The organism is Streptomyces sp. NPDC047917 (genome assembly GCF_043204345.1).
GTDB classification, from domain to species: Bacteria; Actinomycetota; Actinomycetes; order Streptomycetales; family Streptomycetaceae; genus Streptomyces; species Streptomyces sanglieri.
On the sequence record NZ_JBIDCA010000001.1, the window covers coordinates 599,734 to 612,987 of the forward strand.

Consider the following 13,254-nt stretch of genomic DNA (forward strand, 5'->3'; position numbering starts at 1 on the left):
GCGTCGGGGGAGTCGCGGATGGAAAGCGGAAGCGGCCGGTCCCGCCCCTGGGCAGGTCCGGCCGCTTCCGTCGTGCGGTCTACCGGGTCACTTCACCGGCTCGGGCTCCGGCGCGTCCGCAGACTCCGCCTCCCCGGCCGGGTCGGCCGGGGTCTTCACGGAGTCCAGCAGCAGCTGCGAGACGTCGACCACCTGGATCGACTCCTTCGCCTTGCCCTCGTTCTTCTTGCCGTTGACCGAGTCGGTCAGCATGACCAGGCAGAACGGGCAGGCGGTGGAGACGATGTCGGGGTTGAGGGAGAGGGCCTCGTCGACGCGCTCGTTGTTGATGCGCTTGCCGATCCGCTCCTCCATCCACATCCGGGCACCGCCGGCCCCGCAGCAGAAGCCGCGCTCCTTGTGACGGTGCATCTCCTCGTTGCGGAGGCCCGGGACCTTCGCGATGATCTCGCGCGGCGGGGTGTAGATCTTGTTGTGACGGCCCAGGTAGCAGGGGTCGTGGTACGTGATCAGGCCCTCGACCGGGGTCACCGGGATCAGCTTGCCCTCGTCGATGAGGTGCTGGAGCAGCTGGGTGTGGTGGATGACCTCGTACTCGCCGCCGAGCTGCGGGTACTCGTTGGCGATGGTGTTGAAGCAGTGCGGACAGGTCGCGACGATCTTCTTCGACGACTTCGGCTTCCTGGTCGCCTCGTCCTCGTCATCCTCGCCGAACGCCATGTTCAGCATCGCGACGTTCTCCTGGCCGAGCTGCTGGAACAGCGGCTCGTTGCCGAGGCGGCGGGCCGAGTCACCGGTGCACTTCTCGTCGCCGCCCATGATCGCGAACTTGACGCCCGCGATGTGGAGCAGCTCCGCGAAGGCCTTCGTCGTCTTCTTGGCGCGGTCTTCGAGAGCTCCCGCGCAGCCGACCCAGTACAGGTAGTCGATCTCCGTGAGGTCCTCGACGTCCTTGCCGACGATCGGGACCTCGAAGTCGACCTCCTTGGTCCACTCGACGCGCTGCTTCTTCGCCAGGCCCCAGGGGTTGCCCTTCTTCTCCAGGTTCTTGAGCATCGTGCCCGCCTCGGACGGGAACGCGGACTCGATCATCACCTGGTAGCGGCGCATGTCGACGATGTGGTCGATGTGCTCGATGTCGACCGGGCACTGCTCCACGCACGCACCGCAGGTGGTGCAGGACCACAGCACGTCCGGGTCGATGACGCCGTTCTCCTCGGCCGTGCCGATCAGCGGGCGCTCGGCCTCGGCGAGAGCGGCGGCCGGGACGTCCTTCAGCTGCTCCTCGGTCGCCTTCTCGTTGCCCTCCATGTCCTTGCCGCCGCCGGCCAGCAGGTACGGGGCCTTGGCGTGCGCGTGGTCGCGCAGGGACATGATCAGGAGCTTGGGGGAGAGCGGCTTGCCGGTGTTCCAGGCGGGGCACTGCGACTGGCAGCGGCCGCACTCGGTGCAGGTGGAGAAGTCGAGCAGGCCCTTCCAGGAGAAGTGCTCGATCTGCGAGACGCCGTAGACGTCGTCCTCGCCCGGGTCCTCGAAGTCGATCTCCTTGCCGCCGGAGGTCATCGGCAGCAGCTCGCCGAGCGAGGTCTCGCCCTTGGCGTTGCGCTTGAACCAGATGTTCGGGAAGGCCAGGAAGCGGTGCCAGGCGACACCCATGTCCTGCTTCAGCGCGACCGTGATCATCCAGATGAAGGAGGTCGCGATCTTCAGGCCGGCGAAGAAGTAGGTGAGGTTCTGGAGGGTGGAGACGTCCATGCCCTCCAGCCAGCTGACGACCGGGTACGAGATGAAGAAGGAGGACTCGTAGCCGGCGACGTGGTGCTGGGCGCCTTCGAGGGCGTGCAGCATGAAGATGCAGACGCCGACGATGAGGATGACGGCCTCGACGAAGTACGCCTGGCCGAAGTTGGACCCGGCGAATCGGGACTTGCGGCCCGGCTTGCGCGGATGGGCCAGCTGGCGGATCACGATCAGGGTCAGGATGCCGAGCACGGTCATCGTGCCGATGAACTCGACGAAGACGTTGTACGGCGCCCAGTCGCCGATGACCGGCAGGATCCAGTCGGCCTTGAAGAGCTGGCCGACGGCGTTGACGATCGTCAGGAGCAGGGAGAAGAAGCCCACCGCCACGAACCAGTGCGCGACACCGATGATGCCCCAGCGGTTCATCCGGGTGTGACCGAGGAATTCCCTGGCCACGGTGACGGTGCGCTGTGCGGGTTCGTCCGTGCGGGTGCCCGCTGGCACGTTCTGGCCGAGCCGCATGAAGTTGTAGATCTGCAGGAGGGCGCGGACGAACAGGGCCACGCCGACCACGATCAGAACCAGCGACACGATGATCGCGGCGAGTTGCATTTGAGGGCTCCTCGGGCCTGCGAGGGTGGGGAGGGTCGGATCCAGCGTCGATGAGACGGGTACTGGCGATTATCAGTGATTACTAAGCAGTAACTTAATCAGTCTGTGCCGACACTACCCACTTCTTCCGCCGTGCTGTAGCCGGAGAGGCGGTGATCTGTGTCGCTCAGGCGTGCCTTGCCGCGCAGGGCGAGCCCTCGGGCCGCCTCGCGCAGCGGAGCGTGTACGGCGCTCGCCAGGATGGCCAGGTCCACCCGTACCCCGTGGTGCTCGGCGTAGTGCTGGTCCAGCAGGGCGGGCTCGTCCCACGGCATCCCGGAGCGGGAGCGGATCTGCGCCAGGCCGGTGAGGCCCGGTTTCAGTTCCTGCCGCCAGTGTCTCGCGCCCGGGGAGGCGGGGGCTCCGGCGGGGTCGGTGCCGGCCCGCGGGTCGTCCGGCGCCAGGGGTTCCGGGCCGACCAGGGAGAGGTCCCCCCGGACGACGTGCGGCAGCCGGGAGAGCAGGTCCAGCCGTAGTCGCCGGGTGCGCAGTGAGCGCAGTACGAAGACGTGGCCGTCCAGGCCGACCCGCGGGGAGCGGGTCAGTACGCCGCCCGGGGGTCGCCGCGCCGCGAGGGCGACGGCGCCCGCGGCGAGCAGCGGGGAGGCCAGGGTCAGGAGGGCCGAGCCGAGGGTCAGGTCCAGTACGCGCTTGGCCGGCGGGGGCTCCCACCGCCGTACTCGTGCGCGTACCGCCGACAGGGCCGGTGGCGGCCCGTACCGCCTCGCGCTCCGGCTCGGTGGCGGCCCGTACCGCCTCGCGTCTCTCCTCTGTCTCTGTGTCTGCATCGTTCGCACCTGCCTGGGTTCGCGGCGGACCGAGTGCCGGTTTTGCGTGGCTCGCGGCATTTTGTGACAGAACGATCCCACGGGGCGATGATGGGGAAGGGCTGCATCGCCCGGGGGCGGGGGTGTCGTGCGCGATCGGGCCGCAACCCCGGGAAATGGCGGCGCGCGCGGAGCCTCTGCACGATAGTTGAGTCGCCTCGACTCAGGTCTGTTGACAGTGAGGCGGGGGTCGTGCATCCTTGAGTCAGATCCACTCAAGTAGTCAAGCTGGAGGAATTGAAATGGCACGTGCGGTCGGCATCGACCTGGGCACGACTAACTCCGTCGTCAGCGTTCTCGAAGGCGGCGAGCCCACCGTCATCACCAACGCAGAGGGCGCCAGGACCACGCCGTCCGTCGTCGCCTTCGCGAAGAACGGCGAGGTGCTGGTCGGCGAGGTCGCCAAGCGCCAGGCAGTGACCAACGTCGACAGGACCATCCGCTCCGTCAAGCGCCACATGGGCACTGACTGGAAGATCGACCTGGACGGCAAGAGCTTCAACCCGCAGCAGATGAGCGCCTTCATCCTGCAGAAGCTGAAGCGCGACGCCGAGTCGTACCTGGGCGAGAAGGTGACCGACGCGGTCATCACCGTCCCCGCGTACTTCAACGACTCCGAGCGTCAGGCGACCAAGGAGGCCGGCGAGATCGCGGGCCTGAACGTCCTGCGCATCGTCAACGAGCCGACCGCCGCCGCGCTGGCGTACGGCCTCGACAAGGACGACCAGACGATCCTCGTCTTCGACCTCGGTGGCGGCACCTTCGACGTGTCGCTCCTGGAGATCGGTGACGGCGTCGTCGAGGTGAAGGCCACCAACGGTGACAACCACCTCGGTGGTGACGACTGGGACCAGCGCGTCGTCGACTACCTGGTGAAGCAGTTCGCCAACGGGCACGGCGTGGACCTGTCCAAGGACAAGATGGCTCTCCAGCGTCTGCGCGAGGCCGCGGAGAAGGCGAAGATCGAGCTGTCGTCCTCGACGGAGACCTCGATCAACCTGCCGTACATCACGGCGTCCGCCGAGGGCCCGCTGCACCTGGACGAGAAGCTCACGCGCTCGCAGTTCCAGCAGCTCACGGCCGACCTCCTGGACCGCTGCAAGAGCCCGTTCCACAACGTCATCAAGGACGCGGGCATCCAGCTCTCCGAGATCGACCACGTCGTTCTCGTCGGTGGCTCCACCCGTATGCCGGCCGTCGCCGAGCTCGTCAAGGAGCTGACCGGTGGCCAGGAGGCCAACAAGGGCGTGAACCCGGACGAGGTCGTCGCCATCGGCGCCTCGCTCCAGGCCGGTGTCCTCAAGGGTGAGGTCAAGGACGTCCTGCTCCTCGACGTCACCCCGCTGTCCCTCGGTATCGAGACCAAGGGCGGCATCATGACCAAGCTCATCGAGCGCAACACCACGATCCCGACCAAGCGGTCCGAGATCTTCACGACGGCCGAGGACAACCAGCCGTCCGTGCAGATCCAGGTCTACCAGGGCGAGCGCGAGATCGCGGCGTACAACAAGAAGCTCGGGATGTTCGAGCTGACCGGCCTGCCGCCGGCCCCGCGTGGCGTCCCGCAGATCGAGGTCGCGTTCGACATCGACGCGAACGGCATCATGCACGTCGCCGCCAAGGACCTCGGCACCGGCAAGGAGCAGAAGATGACCGTCACCGGCGGCTCCTCGCTGCCGAAGGACGAGGTCAACCGGATGCGTGAGGAGGCCGAGCAGTACGCGGAGGAGGACCACCGCCGCCGCGAGGCCGCCGAGTCGCGCAACCAGGGCGAGCAGCTCGTCTACCAGACGGAGAAGTTCCTCAAGGACAACGAGGACAAGGTCCCCGGCGACGTGAAGACGGAGGTGGAGACCGCGCTCACCGAGCTGAAGGAGAAGCTCAAGGGCGAGGACACCGCCGAGATCCGTACCGCCACCGAGAAGGTCGCGGCCGTCTCGCAGAAGCTCGGCCAGGCGATGTACGCCAACGCCCAGACCGACGGCGCTCCGCAGGGCGACCCGCAGCCGGGTGCCCAGCAGGCCAAGGCCGATGACGATGTCGTCGACGCCGAGATCGTGGACGACGAGAAGGACGCCAAGGGCGGTGCGGTGTGACCGAGGAGACTCCGGGTTTCGAGGAGAAGCCCGACGTCCCCTCCGGCGCCACCCCTGACGGAGCTGAGCCGAAGGACGCCGCCTCCTCTTCGGAGGAGGGGGCGTCCCCGGCCGGGGACGGAGTACAGACAGTCGGCCTGACGGCCCAGCTGGACCAGGTCCGCACCGCGCTCAACGAGCGCACGGGCGACCTCCAGCGGCTCCAGGCCGAGTACCAGAACTATCGCCGCCGCGTCGAGCGGGACCGGGCCACGGTCAAGGAGATCGCAGTCGCGGGTCTCCTGTCCGAGCTCCTGCCCGTGCTCGACGACGTCGGCCGGGCCCGCGATCACGGCGAGCTCGTGGGCGGGTTCAAGTCGGTGGCCGAGTCTCTGGAGACGGTCGTCGCCAAGCTGGGCCTGCAGCAGTTCGGCAAGGAGGGCGAGCCCTTCGACCCGACGATCCACGAAGCCCTGATGCACTCGTACGCGCCGGACGTCACCGAGACGACCTGCGTGGCGATCCTGCAGCCGGGGTATCGGATCGGCGAGCGCACCATCCGCCCCGCGCGGGTGGCGGTGGCCGAGCCCCAGCCGGGCGCGACGCCGGCCGCAGCGAAGGAAGAGAAGGCAACCGACGAGGAGAGCGGTGGCACCGAGGAGGTCTGACATTCCGTCCGACCACCTCGTGGCCCACCGCCCGGCCATGCGACCGGCCCACGGGCCGGTCGCATGGCCGATCGTCCGGAAGGAGGGACGTCGATGAGCACGAAGGACTTCGTCGAGAAGGACTACTACAAGGTCCTCGGCGTCCCCAAGGACGCCACCGACGCCGAGATCAAGAAGGCGTACCGGAAGCTCGCCCGCGAGTTCCACCCGGACGCCAACAAGGGCGACGACAAGGCCGAGGAGCGCTTCAAGGAGATCTCCGAGGCGAACGACGTCCTCGGTGACAGCAAGAAGCGCAAGGAGTACGACGAGGCGCGCGCACTCTTCGGCAACGGCGGCTTCCGGGCCGGACCCGGCGGCGCCGGAGGCAACTTCAACTTCGACCTGGGCGACCTCTTCGGAGGCACCCAGGGCGGGGGCCAGGGCGGCGCGGCCGGCGGGTTCGGCGGTGGCGGCGGTCTGGGCGATGTCTTCGGAGGCCTGTTCAACCGGGGCGGCACGGGGACGCGGGTGCAGCCGCGGCGCGGCCAGGACATCGAGTCCGAGGTGACGCTCAGCTTCACCGAGGCGGTCGAGGGGGCCACGGTCCCGCTGCGGATGTCCAGCCAGGCGCCCTGCAAGGCCTGTTCCGGCACCGGCGACAAGAACGGCACCCCCAGGGTCTGCCCGACCTGTCTCGGCACCGGCCAGGTGTCGCGCGGCACCGGCGGCGGCTTCTCGCTCACCGACCCCTGCGTGGACTGCAAGGGCCGGGGCCTCATCGCCCAGGACCCGTGCGACGTCTGCAAGGGCAGCGGGCGGGCGAAGTCCTCCAAGACCATGCAGGTCAGGATTCCGGCGGGCGTCTCGGACAACCAGCGGATCAGGCTGCGCGGCAAGGGCGGCCCGGGCGAACGCGGTGGACCGGCCGGCGATCTGTACGTCGTGGTCCACGTCGACGCCCACCCGGTCTTCGGCCGCAAGGGCGACAACCTCACGGTCACCGTGCCCGTCGACTTCACGGAGGCGGCGCTCGGCGGCGAGGTGAAGGTGCCCACGCTCGGCGGCCCGCCGGTCACGCTGAAGCTGCCCGCCGGCACTCCCAACGGGCGTACGATGCGCGCCCGCGGCAAGGGCGCCGTACGCAAGGACGGCACCCGGGGCGACCTGCTGGTCACCGTCGAGGTGAAGGTGCCGGGCGACCTCAGCAACGAGGCCAGGGACGCCCTGGAGGCCTACCGGAAGGCGACCGCGGGCCAGGACCCGCGGGCGGAGCTGTTCCAGGCAGCGAAGGGAGCTTGAGGTGGACGGCCGACGACGCAATCCGTACGAACTGACCGACGAATCCCCGGTGTACGTGATCTCGATCGCGGCCCAGCTCTCGGGCCTGCACCCGCAGACACTGCGCCAGTACGACCGTCTCGGCCTCGTCTCGCCCGACCGCACGGCCGGGCGCGGCAGGCGCTACTCGGCCCGCGACATCGAGCTGCTGCGCACCGTGCAGCAGCTGTCGCAGGACGAGGGCATCAACCTCGCCGGCATCAAGCGCATCATCGAGCTGGAGAACCAGGTCGCCGCGCTCCAGCAGCGCGTCGCCGAGCTGTCGGCGGCGGTGGACGGCGCGGCCCAGGCCATGCAGCAGCGGGAGGCCCAGGTGCACGCCTCCTACCGGCGCGATCTGGTGCCGTATCAGGACGTCCAGCAGACCAGCGCGTTGGTGGTCTGGCGGCCGAAGCGGCCGAAGGACTGAGCCGGGTGGCGAGTCGACGGACCGGGCTGCCGGGCCGGGCTGACGGACCGGGCTGACGGACCGGGCTGACGGTGAAGGGCTGACTGGCCGAGCTGACGGTGAAGGGCCGGGGTGCCGACTTACGGGTCGGTTCCCCGGCCCTTTGCCGTACGCAGGTGTGTGCGGTGCCGTGCTGCGCTGCGCGGTGTGGTGCGCGGTTGCGGTGCGTGGGTGTGGTGCGGTGTACGGCCGTGCCGTGCGTCGTGCGCGCCGTGTGTGGTGCGAGTGCCGTGCGTCGTGTGTGCCGTGTGTGGTGCGTGTGCTGTGCGGGGCCCGGTCAGCTCTGCTCCTCCTCCAGGATTCCCGACCGCGCTATCAGGTAGCCGAGCTGGGCCCGGCTGCTGCTGCCGAGTGCGGCGGCGAGCTTGGCGACGTGGGCGCGGCAGGTACGGACGTTCATGCCGAGTCTGCGGGCGATCGAGTCGTCCACGTGGCCCTCCACGAGGAGCTGGGCGATGGAGCGCTGAACCCCGCTGATGCCCAGGGAGGTCGGTTCGTACTTGACTTCCTCCCGCAGCGGAGCAGCCCTCGTCCAGAACTGCTCGAACACGTTGACCAGGTACTGCACGAGCCCGGGATGGCGGAGCTCCAGGGCCACCTGGTCGTCGTCGCTGGCCGGGATGAAGGCGACGGTCCGGTCGAACACGATCAGGCGGCCGATCAGCTCTTCGAGCGTGCGTATCTCCACGTTGTCGTCGGTCATGCGTTCCGCGTACGCGAGCGTGCTGGGGCTGTGGCGCGCGGTGTGCTGGTAGAGGGTGCGCATGCTGACGCCGCGGTGGACCACGGACAGGCCGCGTTGCAGCGACTTGCTGAAACGATGCTCGGCCCGGCCGCCGCCGGGCTGGACGGTGAGCACTTCGGCGCGGCACTCCGCGGTGGCGAGATCGAGGGCCGCGTTGATCCGGTTCTCGCCCTCCAGCACGGTGATGGCGTGGGTGCTGGGCGGCCCCAGAGTGCTGATGTCCATGAATGGCTCGAACGACTCCGTCAGTTCGACCGAGTGCCGGCGCCGCTCCAGGATCTCCCGCTCGATGGGATGCAGATGCTGCGCGAGCGCGGTGGTCGGCGGAACAGGCCGGAGCCAGTCCGGGTCGTCCGGATCGGGATGCAGCAGCGCGAACTCCATCAGGCAGGGCGCCGGTTCCACTTCGGCGCGGGCAATGCGTCCCAACCGCAAAGCGCTGGCGTAAAGGCGTGCCCCCGCGTCGCACAGTTCGGTGATCCCATGAGAATGTGTCGGCTTTGTGTTGCTTGTGGTCATATCGTCACCCCCCAGGTTCCTGAACATGCAGGAACATGATGCATCTACTCAGTGGTGCTCGCGTGCCCAGGTGAGACATCGTCTTAGGTGCGGGGGAGAAGAATCCACAAGTGAGGACGAAGCCGACTATGTATAAGCGAATGCATCGCTCGGCGCTTGCCGTCTCGTTCGTCGCGGCCCTGGGCATCGGGCTGCTGGGCGGCAGCGACATTGGCTGGAGCGAGGACAGTGTTGCCGGTGGCGACATCGGGTGGACTGTCCGGGCCGGAGCCGACGGTGACATCGGGTGGCCGGTCGCCCCCGGCAAGTCGTCCGACATCGGCTGGGTCGTCCAGGCCGCGGCCGACGGTGACATCGGGTGGCCGGTCGCACCTGCCAAGTCGTCCGACATCGGCTGGGTCGCGCCTGCCAAGTCGTCCGACATCGGTTGGGTCGCCCCCGCCGAGTCGTCCGACATCGGCTGGGTCTCGCCCGCCCGTATCGGCTCCGCCACGGTCCAGCCGGGCGCATGACCATCCCGCCGGACGACCGGACCTTCCGGCGCGAGATGGCCACGGCCTACCGATCAGGCTGGCATTTCATCGATCTCGTCACCGCCATCCCCCACTGTGGCGACTCGTTGATGGTCACTCTGTTCGGCGACCCCATCGTTGTCGCACGTGAAGAAGACGACGAAGTACGTGCCTACCGATGCCTCCGCAAGCCGCGTGGAGCCCCGCAGCCCGTTCGCTGTGCGATCCGGTACGACATGATTTTCGTCAACCTCGACCGGCGTGACCACCAGCTGTTCGAGCCAGAGACTATTTCCGCCACCCCCCGCAGTGCCTGAGCGATCCCCCGTCGTTACATGTCGCTCAGTCACTCCCCCACACAACGGCGCCATCGTGACCTGAACACGATGGCGCCGTTGTGCTTTTCCCGGCCGGGTACGGTCCGAAGCCGTGCTCAGGCCCTGCCGAGCGCCCGGTCGACGGCGATCTCGATGACGATCCGGTCCGGGTTGGGCGCCGGCGTGCGCTCGTAGCGCTCCGCGTAGCGGCGTACCGCGTCGGCCACCGCCTCCGGCTCCGTGCGCACCGTCGCGCGCCCCTCCAGCGTCGCCCAGCGGCGCCCGTCGATCTGGCAGACCGCGACCCGTGCCCCGTCCGGGCCCGCGGCCAGCACGTTGGCGGCCTTCCTGGTGTTCTTTCCGGTGATGACCCGCGCCAGCCTCGTCTCGGGGTCGTACGTCACGCCCACCGGCACCACGTGCGGCGTGCCGTCCGGGCGGGGCGTGGTCAGGGTGCACACATGCCGCGCGCGCCAGAAGGCGAGGTACTCGGGGCCGGGATTCGTCACGTCGACTGCCATGTGGACAGCGTAGGCAGCGCGGGCGGGGGCCCGGTCCGCCGCCCCCGCTGCGGTGGCGGAGGGCCGGGGCGGCCGGTTCACTCGAAGCACCGGAATCGGTGGAACCGGACCCGGGACGACTCCCGGCCGCAAGTTGAGCGGAGTGGACTCAATTTTGGCTTGAGTGGGGTAGACTCAACTTTACGCACGTCGACCTAGTCAGTGTTGTCGAGAGGGCAGTCACCGCAAGAAGGAGGAGAAAGCGCACGTGGACGCCGAGCTGACCAACAAGAGCCGGGACGCCATCAACGCGGCCACCAGCAGGGCCGTGAAGGACGGGCACCCCGATCTGACCCCCGGGCATCTGTTGCTCGCCCTCCTCGCGGGCGAGGACAACGAGAACGTCACCGATCTGCTCGCCGCCGTCGAGGCCGACCAGATCGCCGTACGCACCGAGACCGAGCGGCTGCTGGGCGCCCAGCCCAGCGTCACCGGGTCCACCGTCGCCCCGCCGCAGCCCAACCGCGAGCTGCTCGCCGTCATCGCCGACGCCGCGCAGCGCGCGAAGGAGCTCGGCGACGACTACATCTCCACCGAGCACCTGCTGATCGGCATCGCGGCCGAGGGCGGCCGCGCCGGTGAGATCCTCGGTGGGCAGGGGGCCAGTGCGAAGAGGCTGCTGGACGCATTCGAGAAGAGCAGGGGAGGGCGCCGGGTGACCACACCCGACCCGGAGGGCCAGTACAAGGCGCTGGAGAAGTTCGGCACGGACTTCACCGCCGCCGCACGCGAGGGCAAGCTCGACCCGGTCATCGGCCGTGACCAGGAGATCCGCCGGGTCGTCCAGGTGCTCTCCCGCCGCACCAAGAACAACCCCGTGCTCATCGGTGAGCCCGGCGTCGGCAAGACGGCCGTCGTCGAGGGCCTCGCCCAGCGCATCGTCAAGGGCGACGTCCCCGAGTCCCTGAAGAACAAGCGGCTCGTCTCGCTCGACCTCGGCGCGATGGTCGCGGGCGCCAAGTACCGCGGCGAGTTCGAGGAGCGGCTGAAGACCGTCCTCTCCGAGATCAAGGAGAGCGACGGGCAGATCATCACCTTCATCGACGAGCTGCACACCGTCGTGGGCGCGGGCGCCGGCGGCGACTCCGCCATGGACGCCGGCAACATGCTCAAGCCGATGCTGGCCCGCGGCGAGCTCCGCATGGTCGGCGCGACGACGCTCGACGAGTACCGCGAGCGGATCGAGAAGGACCCCGCCCTGGAGCGCCGCTTCCAGCAGGTGCTGGTGGCCGAGCCGAGCGTCGAGGACACCATCGCGATCCTGCGCGGGCTCAAGGGCCGCTACGAGGCCCACCACAAGGTCTCCATCGCGGACTCGTCGCTGGTGGCCGCCGCGACCCTCTCCGACCGCTACATCACCTCCCGCTTCCTCCCCGACAAGGCGATCGACCTGGTCGACGAGGCGGCGTCCCGGCTGCGCATGGAGATCGACTCCTCGCCGGTCGAGATCGACGAGCTCCAGCGTGCCGTCGACCGCCTCCACATGGAGGAGCTGGCCCTCAAGAACGAGACCGACCCCGGCTCCCGGCAGCGCCTGGAGAAGCTCCGCCGCGACCTCGCCGACAAGGAGGAGGAGCTGCGCGGCCTCAACGCCCGCTGGGAGAAGGAGAAGCAGGGCCTCAACCGCGTCGGTGAGCTGAAGGAGCGCCTCGACGAGCTGCACGGCCAGGCCGAACGCGCCCAGCGCGACGGCGACTTCGACACCGCCTCCAAGCTGCTGTACGGGGAGATCCCGGGCCTGGAGCGGGAGCTGGCGGAGGCGAGCGAGGCCGAGCAGGAGGCCGCGAAGGACACGATGGTCAAGGAGGAGGTCGGCCCGGACGACATCGCCGACGTCGTCGGCTCCTGGACCGGCATCCCGGCCGGGCGTCTGCTGGAGGGCGAGACGCAGAAGCTGCTGCGCATGGAGGACGAGCTCGGCAAGCGCCTGATCGGGCAGAGCGAGGCCGTGCGGGCGGTGTCGGACGCGGTACGCCGCACCCGCGCCGGAATCGCCGACCCCGACCGGCCCACCGGCTCGTTTCTCTTCCTCGGCCCGACCGGTGTCGGCAAGACGGAGCTCGCCAAGGCGCTCGCCGACTTCCTCTTCGACGACGAGCGGGCCATGGTCCGCATCGACATGAGCGAGTACGGCGAGAAGCACAGCGTGGCGCGGCTCGTCGGCGCCCCGCCCGGATACGTCGGCTACGAGGAGGGCGGCCAGCTCACCGAGGCGGTCCGCCGCCGCCCGTACAGCGTCGTGCTGCTGGACGAGGTCGAGAAGGCCCACCCCGAGGTCTTCGACATCCTGCTCCAGGTCCTGGACGACGGCCGGCTCACCGACGGGCAGGGCCGGACGGTGGACTTCCGCAACACCATCCTGATCCTGACCTCCAACCTCGGCAGCCAGTTCCTGGTCGATCCCCTGACCAAGCCCGAGGAGAAGAAGGAGCGGGTCCTGGAAATCGTACGGGCCTCGTTCAAGCCGGAGTTCCTCAACCGGCTCGACGACCTGGTGGTCTTCTCCGCCCTGTCCGGTGACGAGCTCGCGCACATCGCGAAGCTCCAGATCGACCGGCTCGCCAAGCGGCTGGCCGACCGGCAGCTCACGCTCGACGTCACCCCGGCCGCCCTGGCCTGGCTGGCCGAGGAGGGCAACGACCCGGCGTACGGGGCGCGGCCGCTGCGCCGCCTCATCCAGACGGCGATCGGCGACCGGCTGGCGAAGGAGATCCTGTCCGGCGAGGTGAAGGACGGGGACACCGTCCGGGTGGACCGGGTCGGCGACGACCTGCTGGTCGGCCCCGTGACCGCGGGCGCCGGTGCGGCGGCTCCGGGCGGCGCCGCGTAGCGGGCATCCGGCCCGATCGGTGCCGGGCCCCGGCCGGAG

The 13,254-nt window shown here is 69.2% G+C and carries 11 protein-coding genes; 7 read left to right on the plus strand and 4 right to left on the minus strand.

Features of this window, described 5'->3' with window-relative positions:
- Window positions 1-87 precede the first annotated feature (87 nt).
- Both ACGF8B_RS02665 and ACGF8B_RS02670 read right to left on the minus strand, forming a co-directional pair.
- A complete protein-coding gene (locus ACGF8B_RS02665; RefSeq protein WP_392734078.1) occupies window positions 88-2,355 on the minus strand; it encodes a (Fe-S)-binding protein in 2,268 nt (755 codons plus the stop codon).
- A 98-nt stretch (window positions 2,356-2,453) separates the two neighbouring features.
- The gene (locus ACGF8B_RS02670; protein ID WP_392734079.1) at window positions 2,454-3,182 is read right to left on the minus strand and encodes a sugar transferase; all 729 of its coding nucleotides are present in this window, start codon (window positions 3,180-3,182) and stop codon (window positions 2,454-2,456) included.
- 281 nt (window positions 3,183-3,463) lie between these two features.
- Here ACGF8B_RS02670 and dnaK point away from each other — a divergent pair, with 281 nt between their 5' ends.
- From dnaK to ACGF8B_RS02690, 4 genes are all read left to right on the plus strand, one after another.
- Window positions 3,464-5,317 (plus strand): molecular chaperone DnaK, encoded by a 1,854-nt coding sequence (gene dnaK / locus ACGF8B_RS02675; RefSeq protein WP_392734081.1) that lies wholly within the window; start codon window positions 3,464-3,466, stop codon window positions 5,315-5,317.
- Entirely contained in the window at window positions 5,314-5,964 is a 651-nt protein-coding gene (gene grpE, locus ACGF8B_RS02680) for a nucleotide exchange factor GrpE (protein WP_266914962.1), read from the plus strand. Before dnaK ends, grpE begins: the two co-directional genes overlap by 4 nt.
- Window positions 5,965-6,057: 93 nt before the next feature.
- Window positions 6,058-7,245, plus strand: a complete 1,188-nt coding sequence (dnaJ, locus tag ACGF8B_RS02685; protein ID WP_266914963.1) for a molecular chaperone DnaJ — start codon at window positions 6,058-6,060, stop codon at window positions 7,243-7,245.
- A gap of 1 nt (window position 7,246) precedes the next feature.
- Window positions 7,247-7,693, plus strand: coding sequence for a heat shock protein transcriptional repressor HspR (locus ACGF8B_RS02690; RefSeq protein WP_072487850.1), 447 nt, complete (start codon window positions 7,247-7,249; stop codon window positions 7,691-7,693).
- 316 nt (window positions 7,694-8,009) lie between these two features.
- Here the strand turns inward: ACGF8B_RS02690 and ACGF8B_RS02695 are convergent, their stop codons facing one another.
- Entirely contained in the window at window positions 8,010-8,996 is a 987-nt protein-coding gene (locus tag ACGF8B_RS02695) for a helix-turn-helix transcriptional regulator (RefSeq protein WP_392734083.1), read from the minus strand.
- A 128-nt stretch (window positions 8,997-9,124) separates the two neighbouring features.
- On the opposite strand from ACGF8B_RS02695, the gene ACGF8B_RS02700 reads away from it, so the two are divergent.
- Together ACGF8B_RS02700 and ACGF8B_RS02705 are read left to right on the plus strand one after the other, a co-directional pair.
- Entirely contained in the window at window positions 9,125-9,508 is a 384-nt protein-coding gene (locus tag ACGF8B_RS02700) for a hypothetical protein (RefSeq protein WP_392734085.1), read from the plus strand.
- The gene (locus tag ACGF8B_RS02705; RefSeq protein WP_072487853.1) at window positions 9,505-9,825 is read left to right on the plus strand and encodes a (2Fe-2S)-binding protein; all 321 of its coding nucleotides are present in this window, start codon (window positions 9,505-9,507) and stop codon (window positions 9,823-9,825) included. Before ACGF8B_RS02700 ends, ACGF8B_RS02705 begins: the two co-directional genes overlap by 4 nt.
- 116 nt (window positions 9,826-9,941) lie before the next feature.
- On the opposite strand, the gene ACGF8B_RS02710 is transcribed toward ACGF8B_RS02705, so the two are convergent.
- Window positions 9,942-10,346: a pyridoxamine 5'-phosphate oxidase family protein gene (locus tag ACGF8B_RS02710; protein WP_124719621.1), complete on the minus strand. Its 405-nt coding sequence runs from the start codon at window positions 10,344-10,346 to the stop codon at window positions 9,942-9,944.
- A 247-nt stretch (window positions 10,347-10,593) separates the two neighbouring features.
- Here ACGF8B_RS02710 and clpB point away from each other — a divergent pair, with 247 nt between their 5' ends.
- A complete protein-coding gene (gene clpB / locus ACGF8B_RS02715) occupies window positions 10,594-13,215 on the plus strand; it encodes an ATP-dependent chaperone ClpB (protein WP_392734088.1) in 2,622 nt (873 codons plus the stop codon).
- Window positions 13,216-13,254: the final 39 nt, after the last annotated feature.